Origin of the sequence: Paenibacillus amylolyticus (assembly GCF_036894225.1) — a bacterium.
Taxonomy (GTDB): domain Bacteria; phylum Bacillota; class Bacilli; order Paenibacillales; family Paenibacillaceae; genus Paenibacillus; species Paenibacillus amylolyticus.
The window spans coordinates 521,485-541,012 of record NZ_CP145892.1; the positions used below are offsets into that span (position 1 = coordinate 521,485).

Annotated in this window: 17 protein-coding genes and 2 riboswitches; of the genes, 16 read left to right on the plus strand and 1 reads right to left on the minus strand. The window is 49.0% G+C overall.

Going from position 1 to position 19,528, the window contains the following annotated elements; all coding sequences use genetic code 11:
- Nucleotides 1–19: 19 nt before the first annotated feature.
- The 11 genes from V6668_RS02495 (at nt 20) to V6668_RS02545 (ending at nt 12,485) form a co-directional block, all read left to right on the plus strand.
- A complete protein-coding gene (locus V6668_RS02495; protein ID WP_338707641.1) occupies nt 20–1,051 on the plus strand; it encodes a phosphotransferase enzyme family protein in 1,032 nt (343 codons plus the stop codon).
- Between the two features lie 192 nt (nt 1,052–1,243).
- Entirely contained in the window at nt 1,244–1,954 is a 711-nt protein-coding gene (locus V6668_RS02500) for a response regulator transcription factor (RefSeq protein ID WP_047840351.1), read from the plus strand.
- The gene (locus V6668_RS02505) at nt 1,951–3,441 is read left to right on the plus strand and encodes a HAMP domain-containing sensor histidine kinase (protein WP_338707642.1); all 1,491 of its coding nucleotides are present in this window, start codon (nt 1,951–1,953) and stop codon (nt 3,439–3,441) included. The genes V6668_RS02500 and V6668_RS02505 overlap by 4 nt, the downstream gene beginning before the upstream one ends.
- A gap of 1 nt (nt 3,442) precedes the next feature.
- Entirely contained in the window at nt 3,443–4,537 is a 1,095-nt protein-coding gene (locus V6668_RS02510) for a hypothetical protein (protein WP_338707643.1), read from the plus strand.
- Nucleotides 4,538–4,742: 205 nt separating this feature from the next.
- Nucleotides 4,743–7,058: a collagen-like triple helix repeat-containing protein gene (locus V6668_RS02515; RefSeq protein ID WP_338707644.1), complete on the plus strand. Its 2,316-nt coding sequence runs from the start codon at nt 4,743–4,745 to the stop codon at nt 7,056–7,058.
- 134 nt (nt 7,059–7,192) lie between these two features.
- A riboswitch (glycine riboswitch) is annotated at nt 7,193–7,317 on the plus strand.
- A gap of 4 nt (nt 7,318–7,321) precedes the next feature.
- Nucleotides 7,322–7,457, plus strand: a riboswitch (glycine riboswitch).
- A gap of 138 nt (nt 7,458–7,595) precedes the next feature.
- Nucleotides 7,596–8,285: an L-serine ammonia-lyase, iron-sulfur-dependent subunit beta gene (sdaAB, locus tag V6668_RS02520; protein WP_074093257.1), complete on the plus strand. Its 690-nt coding sequence runs from the start codon at nt 7,596–7,598 to the stop codon at nt 8,283–8,285.
- Complete coding sequence (gene sdaAA / locus V6668_RS02525; protein WP_127547820.1) at nt 8,275–9,213, plus strand: L-serine ammonia-lyase, iron-sulfur-dependent, subunit alpha; 939 nt, start codon at nt 8,275–8,277, stop codon at nt 9,211–9,213. Before sdaAB ends, sdaAA begins: the two co-directional genes overlap by 11 nt.
- A gap of 122 nt (nt 9,214–9,335) precedes the next feature.
- A complete protein-coding gene (locus V6668_RS02530; RefSeq protein ID WP_338707645.1) occupies nt 9,336–9,656 on the plus strand; it encodes a transposase in 321 nt (106 codons plus the stop codon).
- A 23-nt stretch (nt 9,657–9,679) separates the two neighbouring features.
- The gene (locus V6668_RS02535; protein ID WP_338708884.1) at nt 9,680–10,516 is read left to right on the plus strand and encodes an IS3 family transposase; all 837 of its coding nucleotides are present in this window, start codon (nt 9,680–9,682) and stop codon (nt 10,514–10,516) included.
- Between the two features lie 187 nt (nt 10,517–10,703).
- Entirely contained in the window at nt 10,704–11,918 is a 1,215-nt protein-coding gene (locus V6668_RS02540) for a YhgE/Pip domain-containing protein (RefSeq protein WP_315372319.1), read from the plus strand.
- A 54-nt stretch (nt 11,919–11,972) separates the two neighbouring features.
- Nucleotides 11,973–12,485 carry a helix-turn-helix transcriptional regulator gene (locus V6668_RS02545; RefSeq protein ID WP_051449824.1) on the plus strand — a complete coding sequence of 171 codons (513 nt, stop codon included), beginning with the start codon at nt 11,973–11,975 and terminating at the stop codon, nt 12,483–12,485.
- A gap of 140 nt (nt 12,486–12,625) precedes the next feature.
- Here V6668_RS02545 and V6668_RS02550 read toward each other — a convergent pair whose 3' ends face one another.
- On the minus strand, nt 12,626–14,380 hold the full coding sequence (locus V6668_RS02550; RefSeq protein ID WP_036672194.1) for an alpha-glycosidase: 1,755 nt from the start codon (nt 14,378–14,380) through the stop codon (nt 12,626–12,628).
- Between the two features lie 228 nt (nt 14,381–14,608).
- Between V6668_RS02550 and V6668_RS02555 the strand changes: the two genes are divergently transcribed.
- From V6668_RS02555 to V6668_RS02575, 5 genes are all read left to right on the plus strand, one after another.
- Complete coding sequence (locus tag V6668_RS02555) at nt 14,609–15,292, plus strand: response regulator transcription factor (protein WP_036672191.1); 684 nt, start codon at nt 14,609–14,611, stop codon at nt 15,290–15,292.
- A gap of 44 nt (nt 15,293–15,336) precedes the next feature.
- Nucleotides 15,337–16,842, plus strand: coding sequence for a HAMP domain-containing sensor histidine kinase (locus V6668_RS02560; protein ID WP_076319509.1), 1,506 nt, complete (start codon nt 15,337–15,339; stop codon nt 16,840–16,842).
- An 84-nt stretch (nt 16,843–16,926) separates the two neighbouring features.
- Nucleotides 16,927–17,841 (plus strand): ABC transporter ATP-binding protein, encoded by a 915-nt coding sequence (locus V6668_RS02565; protein ID WP_036672188.1) that lies wholly within the window; start codon nt 16,927–16,929, stop codon nt 17,839–17,841.
- Entirely contained in the window at nt 17,838–18,554 is a 717-nt protein-coding gene (locus V6668_RS02570) for an ABC transporter permease (protein ID WP_036672187.1), read from the plus strand. The genes V6668_RS02565 and V6668_RS02570 overlap by 4 nt, the downstream gene beginning before the upstream one ends.
- Before the next feature lies 1 nt (nt 18,555).
- The gene (locus V6668_RS02575; RefSeq protein WP_036672186.1) at nt 18,556–19,290 is read left to right on the plus strand and encodes an ABC transporter permease; all 735 of its coding nucleotides are present in this window, start codon (nt 18,556–18,558) and stop codon (nt 19,288–19,290) included.
- Nucleotides 19,291–19,528 lie beyond the last annotated feature (238 nt).

The window sequence follows — 19,528 nt, forward strand, 5'->3', positions numbered from 1 at the left end:
GTGTGAAGAGAACGTTTACATGACTTCGAAGGAGATGTTGATAATCACTACGGATCAGATGTCTTACGACCATATGGCAGCTCAGATTATACAGAACTACACTATTGAGAAACCTGTCGTTTCATATATTCGTCATAATGAGAATCTGACGTATCATGTCATTGATGAAGCAAGCGGGCAGAAGTATCTGCTACGTATCCATCAAGCCGCATATGCAAGTATGACTGGCATTCAGCATACGCTTCCTGCGCTGGAGGCAGAGATGAACCTGCTTCATGAGTTAAACGCAACGACAGCATTGCGCGTGCAGCATCCGGTACGGAATGTATCGGGAGACTGGGTCACGGTATGGAAAAGTGAAGCGGGTAAAGAAATCTGCTGTACAGTACTGGAGTGGATTGAGGGAAGGGACATCCAGCAGGGAGAACGCCTGACAACAGAGCAGATCTATGATCTGGGGGCACAACTGCAGATGCTTCATCAATATGGGCGTGAGCAGAATCAGATAGATCGAACAAAGGTGCGGCCGGCATATGGCAATAGCCATGAGAACTTGGTCATGCTAGGGCAGCTAGAGGAAGGTGTCCGACTGGGGATTTTTACAACGGAAGACTTTGATCTGCTTCGTGAGACGTTTGAGAACATTAATGAGCAGTTAGAAACATACCCGCATCAAGCAGGGACATGGGGGATCATTCATGGGGATATTACTCGCAACAATCTGTTGATAACGGAGCAGGGAATTTCCATGATTGATTTTTGTCTACACGGTTATGGATATTATCTTTTCGATGCCGGAGGGGCAGCGCTTATGTTCAATAGGGAGGAACGTGACATATTTTTATCCGGTTATACCCAACAGATCGCACCACTGACGGATCGTGATATTCGATTGATGGAAGGGTTCATGTTGATCTTTACACTGGGTTATTATGCCTTTCAGATGGCGAATGAGTCGAGGCACGAATGGATGAAAGATCGCATGCCGAAGCTGTGCAGTAAGTATTGTAGACCCTATGTACAGAACGAGAGCATCTTCTATGAGTTATGAGGTGTTTCCTTTTCTAGGAGCTATAACTTAGGATTAAGATTGTGAATATTACCTGGGCGTCCTGAACAATCGGGGTGCTCTTTTTGCATGCATTAGATAACGATCTTAATGGACATTTATGAAGAAAGTATAAACTCTGAGGAGAGTCAACTTTTCTTAGCTACAATATAGTCATGGGAGGATGAAGCAGCGATGAGAGACAGCGAAAATATATTGCTGGTGGAGGATGATCCGGAGATTGCCCGTATTTTGAGAGATCATCTACGTCATGAGGGTTATGGGGTAACTTGGGCATCAAGCGGTTTGGAGAGCTGGGAAGACTTTAGGGAGGGAACCTATCAATTAGTCTTGTTGGATCTGATGCTGCCGGAAATGGATGGGTTCACGGTATGCAAAAACATTAGACTGATCAGCGATGTTCCGCTGCTCATGATGAGTGCTCGAATCGAGGAAGAGAGCAAAGTCAGGGGGCTTGGGCTGGGAGCTGACGATTATATTACGAAGCCCTTCAGTCTAACGGAACTTACAGCTCGCATTAAATCTCATCTGAATAGGTACCGCAGATATCAGGGCGTGGAGCCGGATTCGACAGATAGACAGTATAACGATGGGTTATCGATTGATTATTTGAATCAGCGCGCACAGGTTCATGGAGAACATGTGGCACTAACCAACAAGGAATGGGCTTTGCTCATACTGCTTGCTTCTCATCCGGGCCGGGTGTTTACCAAGGCGGAACTGTATGAACATGTCTGGAGTCAGCCAGAGGCGGGGAACTCGAGTACAGTCACAGTTCATGTGAAGAGCCTTCGGGCCAAGCTTGGTGACGAGCCCCATCATCCACGCTGGATTCAGACGGTGTGGGGCAGTGGTTACCGGTTCGTGGGGGAGCCTGAGGAATGAAGTTGAAGTACTGGTTAATGCTTGCCTTCCTCATTGTAATGCTGCTGCCTGTCGCTGCTGGGTGGGCGCTGTACTCCCTGTATAACTATTACAATGATCAGCGTGCCGTAACGGAATATGTAGAGTTGTCCGGACAATTGGCTCCTATTGAACTGGCTTTATCTGACCCGGGACTGTACCAGCTGCAATCGCCTGATGCTTTCGCTGCACTCTCTGAATTGGAGAATGGTCGGGTGAACTTTGCTCTGTATTTACCAACAGGGATTCGGGTGTACACATCAGAGGGGAGTACATGGTCTGCTGGAGCTTACACCGTTGGGGGGGCGGAGCTGTATCGTAATTTGTACAACTTACAGATTCGTCATCGTACATTCTCGTTGAAGAAACCCGTATGGGAAAAAGGTGAGTTGGTAGGCATTTACGAAATCGTCATGCTGCGTGGAGATTGGCTGGAAGGCATATCCTTGCGGACTACCTGGGTCATGGGTCTCGCTGCTACTTTCTTTATCCTGTTATACGGAACAGTGCTGTGGTTGCTATCCCGAAAGCTCTTTCGGCCGATGAAATATCTCATAGAACGAATGGATACTTTTGCACGGGGAGAGGCTGCTACGGATGTGGTACCTGTTCGTCATGATGAAATGGGCATCTTGCTCCAACAGTTTGATGCAATGCAAGACAAGATCAGACATACTCAGGCCGATGTGGAGAGGGAGCAAAAAGAAAAAGAGCTCATGATCGCCTCGTTATCCCATGATCTGAAAACACCGTTGATGTCCATTAGTGCCTATACGGAAGTACTTAACGGTGATCGTCAACTGAACCGCCTTGAAAGGCAGGAATATCAGGATGTGCTGCTCGGAAATGTGGAGCGGATGAAACAGATGATTAGTGAACTTGAGATGTATACGGCGCTGGGTTCCAATGAATCGGAGATGGCCATGGTTAAGGTGGAAGGTGGAGAGTTTTTTGATATGCTGCTTGGGAGCTATGAGGGACTTGCCGAGCGTGGCCAGATTGACGTGAAGATGGATGTCCGCACAGATCAACTGTACCGAGTTCATCCGGAACAACTGATGCGCCTGACAGATAATCTGATAAATAATGCACTACGCCACACAAGGACGAACGGTGTAATAGGACTAGGGGTTATTGCTTCAGATTGGGAGCTTCCTGAATGGATTATTCCTTCGCTTAGAGCTGAATTGGATAACTACAGGGCGGGAGCAACATTGATCATAGTACAAAACGAAGGTCCTGCTATTCCTGAAGAACAGCTCATTCGTATCTTCGAACCCTATGTTCAACACCAGAATCAGGAGGAGAAGACATATGCAGGTGGTTCGGGATTGGGATTGAGTATAGCCAAACGGGTTGCAATAAAGCACGGAGGGGATATGCGCATGTGGTCATACGAAGGATATGGAACGCTGGTAGCATGCCGATTGCCTGAACATGGAGAATGTAAACGCAGAGAGGGTGGATAAGATGATGAAAAAAGGATGGATGATGCTGGGTACTGCTGTGTTGGCAGGCGCCCTGCTTGGAGGTTGCGCGGAGAAGGATATGCTGGCTATGTCAGGAGATGAGATGATTGAGAAGGTTGTCTCAGCAGAAACAGAACCCGCCTCGTATTATGCGGAAGGTGTGATGAAGATATGGGCGGATGACAAGCTGACTAACACGATGCAAATTAAGGAATGGGTAGATGGTGAAACCGGACGAAAGCGCACGGAAACATCAGAGAATGGCAATGTCAGTTACGCAGTTAATGATGGAAAGAAGATCATCATATATGAAAAAGAAACAGGGGCAGCATATTCCATGGATGCATCATCCGTGTCACAACAACCTAATCAAACCCAGAAGCAAATATTGCTCGATCAACTAGAGCGGTTACGTACTACGCATGATGTGAATATGATGGGACAGGAGAAACTTCATGGACAGGACGTCATTCATATTGAATTGACACCAAAAGAAGAAGGCGCATTCTCCATATCTTCAGAGTATTGGGTAGATCCCAAAACGTGGATGATTGTCAAAGTAAACAGCGCGTATGGGGATGGAAAATCAGAAATGGTCTATGATCCGATTCAGTATGAACCTGAATTCACAAAGGATACTTTCGTAATTGACATCCCTAAGGAGGTCGATGTGAAGGACTTGAACGATATGATGCAGAATTCCGAAGTGACCCTAGATGAAGCGGAAAAAGCGTTGGAACAGCCGTTCCTACAGGACATGAGTGGAGAATTCGAACTATCACGGATCGAAATGTCTACATCGCGCGGTGAGCTGAGCAGAGATGAAGTAACCTTGTATTATGTAAGTAACGACAAGGTAGAAGTCAGCCTGACGGTATTCAAGATGCCGGAAGAAAATGTGGACGATACACTAATGCCGGATGAAGCCAAGATTAAGGTTCGTAACACCGAGGGTTCATATATGAAGAGCATTCGGAACATATCATGGAGTGAGAATGGCTTGCGGTACTCCATCATGGGTGAAAACGAAGGATGGACAAAGGCAAAGCTGCAAGCTTGGGCGGAAGAACTGACCCTTCCCAATCCATCTAGATGAGCTAAAGAATAATAAGGTTGCCGCAGAAACGAAGCGGCAGCTTTTTTTGTATATTCTCCTTTTGGTGTGGTGGATATCTATTCGATCTCCTTTCAGTCCATTCCAAAAAGGCAAGAGGGCAACTTCACGTTTACAGTTCAATATGCATATTTATAGAAGACAATCTTGATTTGGTGATGGAGGCAGGAGAAGGGGGCATCGCAGGATGGCTGTTTTATCAACAGGGCCAATAGAAAATAATATAGTGGTGGGAAGCGGCGAGCGTCCTACACAGAGAATTACAGTGAAATTAGACAATTGGAGTCTCACTAGTTTCTCTACCGTTCTGGTTCAAGGCTATTATTTGAATGGTGTTCGCACACTATACGTTCAGGAATTGTTTAATGTTTTGCCTAACCAGGTTATAACAAAAGACTATTATGCAGATTTGGATGCATTTGAGTTTATATTTATCACAGGTGATGATACGGAGGATGAAGTTCAGATTTCCGTATGGGGGAAAAACCAGAACGGTCAACTGGTAACGGCACATCGTTTGGTGTCTGAGGAATTGTTAGGAGCGAACCCCGGTCTAGTCGGGGTAACGGGTGCGACTGGAGCTACAGGGACAGCAGGGGTTGCGGGAACAACTGGTCCTACAGGGGCTACAGGTGTTACAGGACTGACAGGAGTTACTGGTCCTCCTGGAGGAACTACGGGATCGACGGGAGAGACCGGTGTCACTGGGACCACGGGGGAGACAGGATCTACCGGAGTGACAGGAGTCACGGGCGCTACTGGAAGTACGGGGACCACAGGAGAGACAGGGCTTACGGGAGTGACGGGTATTACTGGGAGTACAGGAATAACAGGAACGACTGGGGCTACAGGTGCGACAGGCGTAACGGGGGCGACCGGAGTTACTGGAGATACGGGAGCGACAGGACTGACGGGGACGACCGGAGTCACTGGTGTTACAGGCGCAACAGGCGTAACGGGGACGACCGGAGTTACTGGAGATACGGGAGCGACAGGACTGACGGGGACGACCGGAGTTACTGGAGATACGGGAGTGACAGGCGTAACGGGGACGACCGGAGTTACTGGAGATACGGGAGCGACAGGACTGACGGGGACGACCGGAGTCACTGGTGTTACAGGCGCAACGGGAGTAACGGGGACGACCGGAGTTACTGGAGATACGGGAGTGACAGGCGTAACGGGGACGACCGGAGTTACTGGAGATACGGGAGCGACAGGACTGACGGGGACGACCGGAGTCACTGGTGTTACAGGCGCAACGGGAGTAACGGGGACGACCGGAGTCACTGGGGTTACAGGCGCGACAGGACTTACAGGAACGACCGGAGTTACTGGGGCTACAGGTGCAACAGGCGTAACCGGAACAACCGGGACGTCCGGAGTAACGGGAGCAACGGGAGCGACCGGAGCCACAGGGGTTACAGGTGCAACAGGCGTAACCGGAACAACCGGGACAGCCGGAGTAACGGGAGCAACGGGAACGACCGGAGTCACTGGGGCTACAGGTGCGACGGGAACAACCGGGACGTCCGGAGTAACGGGAGCAACGGGAGCGACCGGAGTCACAGGGGTTACAGGTGCAACAGGCGTAACCGGAACAACCGGGACGTCCGGAGTAACGGGAGCAACGGGAGCAACGGGAGCGACCGGAGTCACAGGGGTTACAGGTGCAACAGGCGTAACCGGAACAACCGGGACGGCTGGTGTAACGGGAGCAACGGGAGCGACCGGAGTCACTGGGGCTACAGGTGCGACAGGTGCGACGGGAACAACCGGGACGGCTGGTGTAACGGGAGCAACGGGAGCGACCGGAGTCACTGGGGCTACAGGTGCTACAGGTGCGACGGGAACAACCGGGACGGCTGGTTTAACGGGAGCAACGGGAACGACCGGAGTCACTGGGGCTACAGGTGCGACAGGTGCGACGGGAACAACCGGGACGGCTGGTGTAACGGGAGCAACGGGAGCGACCGGAGTCACTGGGGCTACAGGTGCGACAGGTGCGACGGGAACAACCGGGACGGCTGGTGTAACGGGAGCAACGGGAGCGACCGGAGCCACTGGCGCAACAGGAGCTACTGGATCGACAGCAGCTTCTGCCCCTGCGGATTCTTCCTTGTTTGCTGATAGCCAGACCACGGCGTTAGGTCTTTCATTAGTAGCCGAAACGACGATTCAGACACTTAATGTACCTGTAGTGGCAGGTCAACGCGTGAAAATCGATAATAGTACACAAGTAGCAATAGTTGTAGGGGCTAACTGGAGTATTGCGTATAACATTAATCTGAGACGTAATGGAGTTTTAATTAATCAATTGCAGCTCTCACGAAGCGGTAATGCTTCGGGAACGTTGAGGTTTCTTTCCTCCAACACTTACGTGGATACATCCCCGGCTACAACGACTAATGCATACACGATAAGTATCCAATTTACGACAACTAGCAACGTCACGAGTGCCTCAGCGGAAGTGAGAAATATTAATGCTATTCGTTTCAGTTAAAATAGACATCGAACTTATGATAATTACACGTTACTTTTGTTGACATATATGATGTTGTACATTACTCTATGGGTATACTTGATCAAAAATTTAGAAATATACCAATTCGAATCGAATTAAGATAATACAGCGGATGATAACGAGCGGGAGAGACCTGAGTTAGCCGAGCAATATGGCTAGTGTTCAGGCACCGAAGGAGCAAGCTGCTGCGCACCCGGCGCAGTGGTTAATCTCTCAGGTAAATGTACCATCGTTGGACGCAACTCTGGAGAGTGCGCGAACTGCGCCACCCAAGGGGTATATGATCAGTCAGACCGGTGAACTTGTCTGTAATCGCAGGCAATGCACCTTGTCGTGAGACACTGCTGATCGTGAAACTCTCAGGTATCGAGGACAGAGAGAGGGCCTGGGCCTTCTTCTGTCCTTTTTTGATGTCATCATATCCAAAATAAGGGACATTGTGGATGGAACTCCGGGATCGAAATGACGAATACATTTTACAAATATGAATCATGATTAATAATGGAGGGTTACAAGGTGCGATTTAAAGATGTTTTCTCAATTATTGGTCCGTCGATGACGGGGCCTTCAAGTTCACATACAGCTGGAGCGGCAAGGTTAGGGAGAATTGCTCGACAGTGGCTAGGATGTACGCCAGATCGTGCTCGGCTGACGCTGTACGGTTCATTTGCAGATACGTATCAGGGGCACGGAACAGATCTGGCACTGATCGGCGGTCTGCTGGATTATGTCACAGACGATCCGCGTATCCCGGATGCAGAGCAATACGCAGAGGAAGCGGGTATGGAGGTTGAGTTTTATACAAGCGGTCTGCCTGCTCCTCATCCAAATACGGTCAAAATTGAGTTGTGGCATGGAGAACGTGCCTGCTCCTTAATCGGTGCATCCATTGGTGGTGGAAGCGTATCCGTGCATTCGATGAATGATTTTCGTGTTCAGATTAGTGGTGAGTTCCCAACACTCGTTCTGCGACATGCGGACAAAGCAGGGGTGCTTGCATCGGTAACGTCCACGATAAGTTCATCCGGGGTTAACATCGGGTATATGCAGGTGGACCGGAAAGCCCGTGATGGCGAAGCACTTACCGCGATGGAAATGGATGGTGTGCCTAATCCTGATATGCTCAAGCGTCTAAGGGAGCTCGATCATGTATTGGACATTCGTGTCATTGATTTGAAGAGAGGAGTTGATTCGGATGCGGTTTAAACATTTGCACGAACTGAATACGATCTGTACAGCAGAATCCAAAACCATTGCTCAGCTGATGATCGAGGAGCAGGTTCAGGAGACCAATACACCGGAAGCGGATGTTGTGAAGCAGATGTCTGAATATTATCAGGTGATGAAGGAAGCGGTACGCAAAGGGTTAACGGAAGATACGACATCACGCAGTGGATTAACAGGTGGAGACGGCAAAAAAATGGCTGAGTACATTCGCAAGGGCGAGACTTGTTCAGGAGATGCTTCCGCACTTGCCATGGCGTATGCCCTGTGTGTATCTGAAGTGAATGCCTCCATGGGCCGGATCGTGGCAACACCAACAGCCGGTTCCTGCGGCATTATCCCGGGTGTTTTTATCAGTTCACAGGAGCGATTTGGCTGGACGGACGAACATTTGGTGAACGGGTTGTTCTGTGCGGGAGCGATTGGTTATGTTATCGCCAACAATTCATTTATCTCCGGCGCCGAGGGTGGCTGTCAGGCGGAAGTGGGTTCCGCGATCGGCATGGCTGCGGGTGCCATGGTTGAACTGCGTGGAGGTACACCGGAACAGGTCGTTCATGCCGTTGGTTTGGCGTTAAAGAATACACTGGGCCTTATCTGCGATCCGGTCGCAGGCCTTGTTGAAATCCCGTGCATCGTCCGTAATGGACTGGGTGCAGTTACGGCGCTGGCTGCGGCTGACATGGCCCTGGCCGGAGTGCGTAGTGCCATTCCGTCAGACGAAGTCATCGATGTCATGCTGGAAGTAGGCAGTGCAATGCCGAGCCGCCATCGGGAGACAGCCCAAGGTGGACTGGCCCAGACGCCAACCGGCCGCAAAATGATGCAAAAGCTGGCTAAACCGAAGGCAAAGCGTGCAGAGCCTGAGACGGAGTCGTCTACTGAAAATGATGCAGAACCTAAGGCGTAATAGGATTGATATGAAAAGCCGGTACAAATCTTCCTGGTGGTATTATCCCCTTTAAGTAGACACTTGAAAAAAACCTTCATGTTATCATGAGGGTTCAAGTGACACTTGGAGGGGATATTTTTATGGCCAAAAAAGGACAAACATTTCACACGTATACCGAAGAATTTAAATTGAATGCTGTTAGATCCTATGTCGAAGGTTCTTCAAGTTACAAGGTGGTCGCTGATCGCGAAGGAGTTCGAAACTGTTCACAACTGAAGGTGTGGGTAAAAAAATGGAAAAACGGGGAAGCATTCGATGAGCGAAAAAACAATGTTCCGAATCCACTGAAAGGACGGCCTCGTACTGCCTTTAGCAGTGTAGAAGAGGAACGGGACTACCTTCAAGCACAGGTAGATTATTTAAAAAAGCGGTATCCAAATCTAGTAAAGGAGAAGCACTAAGCCAACGGGAGAACTACGATATCATAGACGAATTGCGTTGCTCGCATAGCATTACACGCTTATTATCGATTACAGGAATACCCCGTTCCAGTTACTACAAATGGCGAGCAACACAGCCACAGCGAGACGCAAGACAAGACCGTGAGCGTGAGATCAAAGAGCACATGATGGCTATTCATTTTGCAAATCGAGAGTTTGGTTATCCTCGCATGACAACGGCGCTCTGGGAGTCTGGTCTGAACGTTAATCACAAGAAAGTATGGCGAATCATGCGGGAACTATCGATCCAATCGGTAATTCGCAAGAAGCGGAAGAAGTCCAGCTATACGCCATCTGTGATTTATCCGAATCGCCTAAAGCGCAAATTTCATGCCACAGCACCTCAGCAAAAAATGGTGACGGATATAACTTATATTTCGGAAGGAAACACATTCGTTTACCTGTCTGTGATTCAAGACTTGTTCAACAACGAAATTGTCGCTTGGCAATTATCTAAACGGAACGATGTTCAGCTCGTATTGGATACGGTGGAACAATGGACACAAAAAAGAGACGTTTCGGAAGCCGTGCTCCATTCGGATCAGGGCTTCCAATACACGTCTCAGGTGTACAACTCACGATTAGAAGCATTCGGCGTCAAAGGCAGCCACTCTCGCAAAGCAACCTGCCTGGATAACGCATGCATCGAATCTTTCTTTTCGCATCTCAAAACAGAGAAGCTGTACCTTATCCAGTGTAATTCAGAAGCCGAGATTCGACAAGCTGTGGAAGATTACGTGTACAATTACAACTACCGACGCTTTCAAGCCAAACTCAAACAGCGCGCACCGATTGAATATCGATGCGCGCTGGCAGCATAGCTTTTTTCATCTGTCTACTTGACAGGGGTATGACCATGGTGAAGAGATGTATCGGCTTTTTTTTGTCTTTTACCAACAAGAAAAATAAAAACATTGACGATTTATATATCGTATTGATATATTAACAATTGTCATATATCAATACGATATATAAAAGAGCGAAACAAAACTAAAGGAGATGGATAGAATGAAAGGTATTTTCCAGACGAGTCTACTGTTTTTGAAAAACGGAGCCACCATTGTAGGTTTAATTACGGCTGTGCTGTTTCAGGTTTTTTTTAACATCATCTGGCTTAGCGGATACGACCAGGTTAACGAAAGAATGACTCAATTGGCTGTCACCATCGTGAATGAAGATGGGGTAGCGGCTGAACCAGTGGCTAAGTCTTTGGCGGCAGGTCTGAATTTCGAGATCAAACCATCTGAATCGATGCAAGAAGCACGACAGATGTTAACGGATCGGAATGTGTACATGATTATTGAGATTCCATCAGGTTTCATGCAACAGGCAGAAGACTTGTCAAAACCGATGACAGTGAAGTATGTGATGAACGAATCAAACGTGGCTACCGTGAAAAGTGTGATGCAGAACGTAGCCGCACAAGTTACAGCGACGTTGAACCGTGAAGTACAAGAGAATGGCATTCGCGGAGTGCTGAATCAGTCCGGTATGACTGCTGATCAATCCGATGCGCTTGCGGTAGGGTTATCTTCACGCGTGGAGGCAGAGGTGGAGCGACTGAATCCTGTTGATAATTTTGCTTTCTCCATGGTACCGATGTTGATTGTAACCGCTACGTTTACCGGAGCAATGTTGCTTGGCATGAATCTTCAAAAAGTGTCTGGAGAACTGAGTGGCAGGGCAGGGAAATGGGAGCGCTTCTGGGCCCGCAACATCGTTAATGTTGGTGCGGCATTTATCGTCTCGCTCGTTGGATCAGGGATGATGCACATTATGGGGGTATCGTCAGCAGCCGGTTGGTTCATGTTATGGCTGTTCCAGTTGCTGGTCACCATATCTTTTATACTCATGGCTCAGTTGAGCTTGTTGTTGCTTGGCAATGCTGGGGCTTGGTTAAACAGTGCGCTGTTGCCTTTGCTGATGCTGTCCTCGGGATCAACGATTCCGCGAGATGTAATGCCTGACTTCTACCAAGTGATCGGTCATTATCTGCCAGCGACTTATGCCGTAGAAGGGATGATGAACCTTGTGCTCGGAGGAAACGGAATTGGCCGGGATGCGATGTTGCTCGCCGTAATCGGTGGTGTAACACTGACTCTGGGTGCGCTTTGCATCTGGATCAGACGCTCCGGCCCGGTACGCTCTGAAGCTCGTAGGGAGGACCAGCCTGCTGCTGTGCCTGTTGCTCTGAAAGCAACCGTTTCGTCATCTGATCATTGAACAAGGGGTACTGATTGTGATACGTTAAGGGGAATGGAAAGGAGCGGTACACCGATGAACACGCAGCATGTCATCCTCGGAATACTGCACAATCAGCCAAGTTCCGGATACGAGATCAAGCAGTACTTTGAACAATATTTTTCATTTTTCTTTGATGCCAGCTTTGGCACCATATATCCTACACTTGCGAAGATGGAAAAGTCAGGATTGCTGACTAAGGAATCGGTGAAGCAGGAAGGGAAACCTGATAAGAACGTGTATTCATTGACCCCTGAAGGAGCAGCGCAATTTCACGCCTATTTAATGAGTCCTTTGGAAGCTGAGGTATTTCGTTCTGATTTTCTGATGCGGTTGTATTTCGGAGAGTTGGCGGATGAAGATACCGTAACGGGTTGGATATCCAGCCAGTTGAAGCGAAAGGAAATGTTATACGCTGAACTTCAGCGCCAGATGGAGGAATTTGGCGAACGTATTTCGCCTGCACAGCGTCTGTGTCTGCAAGTGGGGCTTGTACAATATGAGGCCACCATCCAGTTGCTCAAGGAACAGCTGGTTCGGCCAGAGTAATCCATGGCCATAATGAATAACGTCAAAATCAAATAGGTGCTCCACAGATCAGGAACAGATCTGGGAGCGCCTATTTCGTTTGATATGCCGATGAATTGAACAGACTCCAGTCTTGCATATGAGCAAGGATAGCTTGGTGTTTATGTGAGACTAGTACTCAATACGGCATATCCATACGCGGGCAGTTCAATGGCGAGTACGCCATCTTCCTTGGCGGTACGATGGTTTCCGCCAAATAACTCGGTCCATTCCTCGTCACCGGCCTCCAGCTCGACAATAGCTGTCTCTTCTGATCGATTGAACAGAACCAGAATGCGTTCCTCCTCATTTTGCCGCTCAAATACCAGTTGGCTGCCATCATGACGAGCCTGCAGGAAACGAACGGTGCCTTCTGCACGCAGGGCAGGATGCGCATGACGCAGGGAGATCAGTTTCTGATAAAAGTCGAACAGCTCTCGGTCCTGCTTCGCTTCATCCCATTCCATGCATTTACGGCAGCCCGGATCATGTTCGCCGTCCATGCCAATCTCGTCTCCGTAATAGATGCATGGAGCACCCATGTAACTGAACTGGAATAACGCAGCCAGCTTCATCTTGCGCTGGTCGCCTTCACACAGCGTGAGCAGCCGCGTGGTATCGTGGCTGTCCAGCAAGTTGAACGCCACTTCGCTGGCCTGAAGCGGATAACGGGATAACTGTCGCCCGATGGAGTTTGCGAACTGTTCGGCGTGCATCGTATTTTTCACAAAGAAAGCATTCACGGCATCGGTAAACGGATAGTTCATGGACGCATCGAACTGGTCGCCTTGCAGCCAGGAAGAAGACTCGTTCCATACTTCGCCCAGAATGTAGGCATCCGGATTAGCCGCTTTGACTACACGGCGGAAATCACGCCAGAATGCATCGTCCACTTCGTCTGCCACATCCAGCCGCCATCCGTCCGCACCCACTTCCTTGATCCAGTACTCGGCAACCTCCAGCAGATAGGCCTTAACCTCGGCATTCTCCGTATTCAGCTTTGGCATATGCGCTTCGAACCCGAAGGTCTCATACGTAGGAATGCCATCCTTCACGTCCAGCGGGTATTCGTGTACATGGAACCAGTCCTTATATTTGGATTGTTCTCCGTTCTTCTGCACATCTACAAACGGCGCAAATGTCTTCCCGGAATGGTTGAACACAGCATCCAGAAGTACGCGAATTCCGCGTGCATGGCACAGCTCGACCAGTCGTTTCACGGTATCTGCGTCACCAAAGTGCCGGTCTACCCGCAGGTAGTCTTCGGTATCGTATTTGTGATTGGTAGTGGCTTCGAAGATGGGTGTGAAGTAGATCGCATTAATGCCAAGATCGCTGATGTAATCCAGATGGTCGATCACGCCCTGAAGGTCACCGCCGAAGAAATTGAAAGGTGTCGGCTCGCCACCCCACTGCTCCACCTTTTCCGGACTAATATCCGGGTTGCCGTTGGCGAATCGTTCAGGGAAAATCTGATAGAACACTGCATCCTTAACCCATGCAGGGGGTGTGAATACAGCTCCGGCATGAATATAAGGGAACTGGAACATACGACCTGGATCATCCGGTTCTTCTTCCTGGAAGTCCGTCTCGGTCATCCAGATCTGTTCGTCTCCGTTTTTGAGCAGAAAAGAGTATTTCAGTCGGTGGTAGGGAGGTTTCACCTCACCCTCGAAGTAATCGAACATGGAGTCAGAGGTGAACTTTGTTAAGGGAACCAGCGCTTTGGTTGCATCCCACGCATATTTATCCCCGGTCAGGGCATGTACCTCGGTCAGATCATTCTTTTTGGCACGCAGGCGCAGGTGGATTGTATCTTGGTCATAGGCATAGGCCCAGTTTCGTTTCGGTTGATGATAGATGGCTTCCAGCAGCATAATGAATTTCCTCCCGTCAGGTGTAGAACTGATATGTACTTGGTAGACTTGATTAATATGACATTCCCCACGTTAATGGATAAGCTATAATTAGCATGTGTGGTAACGTAAAGGACTTCAACATTGTTTCAACAAGACATGAATCCATATGTTATAGACAGCTTTTATCATGATGATGCTCAGATATATCATTAACCCAATGGGGGCAGAAAGGAAACGAATATTCGGATGAAAACCAAACTGTTATATATTGAAGATGATACGGAAATTGCGACTTGGGTCAGAGCCGATCTGGAGGAGCGCGGTTATGAGGTGGTGTGGCTCGGCAGTGGTGAAGGTGCAGCGGAGGCTGCTGTCGGTTGCTCACTCATTATTCTGGATGTCATGCTGCCCGGGCTGGATGGATTTACGGTGGGCCAGCGACTGAAAAAAGAACATCCCGCCGTGCCCATTGTCATGCTTTCGGCCAGAACGTCCATTGACGATAAGTTGCACGGTCTTGATTTTGCCGATGACTATGTGACCAAACCATTTCACCCCGATGAACTGGCTGCCCGGATTGAAGTACAACTGCGTAAGGCAGGAACAGCGGTCTCATCGGATACAGCCCTGAAGCTGGATCATCTCTCCATCTATGAGAAGGACAATCGAATTATCAATGAGGAGACGGGAGATGAGATTATTTTATCGGGAAAACAGTTCCACATCTTCGCCTACCTGCTACGGCATATGGGCATGATTCGAACCAAAGAGCAGATCTATGAAGCCGTCTGGAACGAGCCCTATCTGGATGGGGACAAAACCTTAATGGTACATATTCGACATCTACGCGAAAAGCTGGAGCTTGATCCGGCCAATCCGGTAGTTATTCAGACGGTCCGTGGTGTGGGATATCGTGTGAAGAAGCCATGATCCGGTGGTTTAGAGAAAGGAAGATCATGAAGGGAGAACGAAGCATGGATCAAAAGCAATCCGGGCAGCGCAAGCTTCGCTTTGGGCGGTCCTTGATGTCCAGATATATCATCCTGATTCTGGCGGCAGTATTATTCGTCCCCGTCATTCTTCCGATCATGTCCATCATATATGTTGTCGTAGTGAATAACACGAATATGAATCAAGCGGCACCTTATGGTGACGTTACCCAGATCAGTAACCTCTGGTCGCTTGAAGCGGAGAACCTGAATGGTGCTTCGGATGAAGAGATTAAGGCCCGGTTGGAGCAATTACATGGCTCGTATCCCAAATCTTCCATGTATCGTGTGAAAGCGAGCGGTGAGACCCTCTTTATTCTCGGTAGTGAAGATGTAACGCTTCTGGAATCCACGTCGCCGGATGGCAGGACAGACACGACATTGAGATGGTCACTGGATTCCGGGCAAACGGCAGAGACCCGAATTCCAGCCGAATGGAATGCGAACAATACGGTGCAATTCATGAAAGAGGCTTCCTTTCGCGATCCGTTGACCGTAGTTTCATATATTGGCGGGGGTGAAAAGGACAGAGGGCAGGGCTTCATGATCATTGAAGTGCCGAGATCACTTCTGCAAATGAATCACAGTAACGGGCTGCTGGAACTTTTGTATCTCGGCATTGTAATGACCATCATCTTTCTGAGCTTCATCATGATGTCGATTCTCTTCTTCGCACGCATTCGCAAACGACTTATTCGTTTGCAGACAGCCATGATGACCACAGGCAAGGAAGGCCTCCCGCTTCCGGTAGATATCCGCCAGTCAGACGAGATCGGTCAACTGGAAGAAGCCTTCAATCAGATGGTGCATCAACTGTCCGATAGCCGTCACCGTGAACGCGAGGAGGAACAATTGCGCAAACGTCTCATTGCGGGGCTTTCCCACGATCTGCGTACCCCGCTAACGGTGATTCGTGGACATATGCATGCCTTGCACAAGGAAGAGCTGAGCGAGCAAGGTGACCGTTCATTACATCGCATGGAAGCAAAGATGGAGGACCTCGGCGGGCTCATTGACAACATGTTATCCTACAACTTGCTCACGAGCGGGAAATATACACTGAAGCTGGAAGAGAAAGATATACTGCGGATCGTCAGGGAAACGGCGGCGGCCTGGTACCCGGTCTGGGAGAAAGAGCAATTTGAGATTGATATTGACCTCCCGGAGGAACCGCTGATCTGGCATATGGATGAACAGGGCATGCGCCGTGTACTTGATAATTTGTTCCAAAACGTGATCCGTCATGCCGCCAGCGGGAAGTATATTAGCATATCAACCCAGGAGATTCAGGGTGAGACGGCTATTGTTATTCAGGATCGGGGTCCGGGAATGCAGCAGGATTCCGACACAAAAGGCACAGGTCTGGGCTTATCCATTGTAGACCTGTTGATTCGTGAGATGAGTCTGCGCAAGCGGGTAGATAGTTCCGATGCGGGTGTACAGACATATATCTACAGTGGTAAGGGAAATAAGGAAACAACAAACCGCTGAAATAGCTTTTTAAACTAAACTTAAACTAGAGACTACTTTGGCTTTAACCTTGGAAGGTTACGATAGTTCTGAGGTGATCATACAGTGAGTGAAAATATTATTCAAACGGCTAATTTATGGAAAACATACCGGGACCGTGCAGCGGTCCGTGAACTTGATCTGCATATTAAAAAGGGAGATATCTACGGCTTCCTCGGTCCCAACGGCGCCGGCAAAACAACAACGATTCGCATGCTTCTCGGCTTGATTAAACCAACCAAAGGTGTGATCCGTGTCTTCGACAAGGATATCCGCAAGGATCGCATGGATATTTTGCGCCGTGTGGGTTCCTTGGTCGAATACCCGTCCTATTACGGCCATCTGAACGCAGTAGAGAATCTGGAAACTTTGCGCCGCATCATCAATGTACCTAAATCAAGAATTGCTGAAGTGCTGTCCATTGTAGATCTGACCAAGGATGCCAAACGTTCAGTGAAGGGGTATTCCCTTGGGATGAAGCAACGTCTGGGTATTGCCAGCGCTTTGCTGGGTGAACCAGAGCTGCTGATTCTGGACGAACCAACGAATGGGCTTGATCCTGCCGGTATTCAGGAGATTCGGGAACTGATCAAACGCATGCCGCTGGAACATGGCATTACCGTTCTGGTTTCCAGCCACTTGCTGAGTGAAGTCGAACAGATGGCAAGTCGTGTTGGTATTATCCGTGAAGGCAAGATGGTGCTTCAGGATACCATCGCAAGTCTGCATAGTCAGACGGGTAGCTCTATCCGATTAACGGTTTCCGAGCCGGAAGAGGCTATGAAGCTGGCGAGAGAACAGGGCCAATTTGGTCAGCAACAAGGTTCTGCATTAACTTTTCCTTATATGGATAACAGTTCAGTGGCACTGCTTGTGCGCCGATTAATTGAGCAGGATCATGATGTGTATCGTGTAGAGGAACAGCGTCAGTCGCTGGAAGATCTGTTCATGCGGGTCATTGGCGAGGGGGCTTCCATATGACCGGGCGTGCATTATCGTCAGACTGGCTCAAGATTCGGGGGAAAGGGATCTGGTTTCTTGTCTTTCTGGCCCCTCTTGGATTGACAGCGATGCAGGCGCTTAATTTTGGCTTACGGCTGGACTATCTGAAAGAGCAGTATGCAGATAACCTGTGGGGCGGATTATTGGGCAATGTGGTTGTCTTTGTGCCCTTGTCTCTGATGCTGGGAGCAACCATTCTCAGCTCCATGATCGCTAATGTTGAGCATGAACAGGGATCGTGGAAACAGTTGCTCGCGATGCCCATTCCCAGACCAGCCGTGTATTTAGCCAAGTTCCTGCTTGCTTGTGTGCTGCTGGTGATCTCCTGCCTGCTCTTAACCGCAGGCATTGTAGGTCTGGGTCTGATCCTCGGATTCCATGCCAGCGAAATACCTTGGACACATGCGATCAAGCTGGGTCTATTGCCTTTGGCTGGTGCACTTCCGGTGTTGTCACTGGAGTTGTGGCTCACGATGGTTAACAAAAATCAGGCGCTTCCCGTCACCCTGGGCATCGTTCTCGCGATAACGGGTATGTTCTCACTCAGTATCTCACCAATCTTTCCGCTCGCATGGGCACAGATGGCCTGGAATGGGCCTAATCCATACCTGTATGCAGGCATGGGGGCAGGTCTAGGGTTATTAATCCTGTTGCTGGGTATGATGCATTTTAGCCGGAAGGATGTGGCCTGATATGAGCTTTGCGACAACGTACTTCCGAATCTTGTCCGCTGAACGATTGAAAATGAGCAAATCGCCCATATGGCTCCTGATTCTGCTGAGTCCACTCATTGCGCTGCTCATCGGACTGTTGTCCACGCCATCGGGCAATTGGCAGGTATTGATGACCACGATGGTTTTCCTGCACGGATTGTTATTGTTACCGATGCTGACTGGTGTGTTTACGTCCTTTGTCTGCCGTTTCGAACATGCAGGTGGAGGGTGGAAGCAGATGCTGGTTTTACCGCTCACACGTTCAGGCGTATATGCAGGTAAACTGACGATTGTGCTCATGCTTCTGGCGGGTACACAAGTATTATTGCTGATGTCCATTCTGCTGGCAGGCATGTTTCACGGCATTACGATGCCAGTACCTTGGGGATTCTTGGTAGGTAAACTGCTGCTTGGCTTGCTGGCCTGTATACCCCTGGCTGCCCTGCAGATGTTCGTTTCATTGGTGTGGAGCAGCTTTGCCGCACCGCTCGCACTGAATTTTGCATTGACCATACCGAATATTCTCATTGTAAACTCGGCGACATATGGGCCGTATTATCCATGGGCACAACCGATGATTCTGATGACACCCGTGGACGGCGCAGGTTTCGGAGCCTACAATGTTCCACTGATCACAATGCTGGCGGTTGTTGGAGGCAGTGCTGTTATTTTCATTGGAATCGGCATGATGTATTTTGCGAAAAAAGAAATCTGAATAATCTGTTACACCCTTGGTTATCGTAGATCCAAATCCTCTTTAAGCAAAACATGCAAGCTCTATTGTATGTAGGCTTCAGGAGGATTTTTTCTAATGTCTGACCACCCATCATGAATGATTAGCTCGCTAACGAACCTGAGGAGTCTTAATCAAGGATTTGAAGTGATCTCAGCAATCTAAGGAACCTGAGACATGTTATATCCAATGAAACAACCGTTTGCAGCGTATATGACAG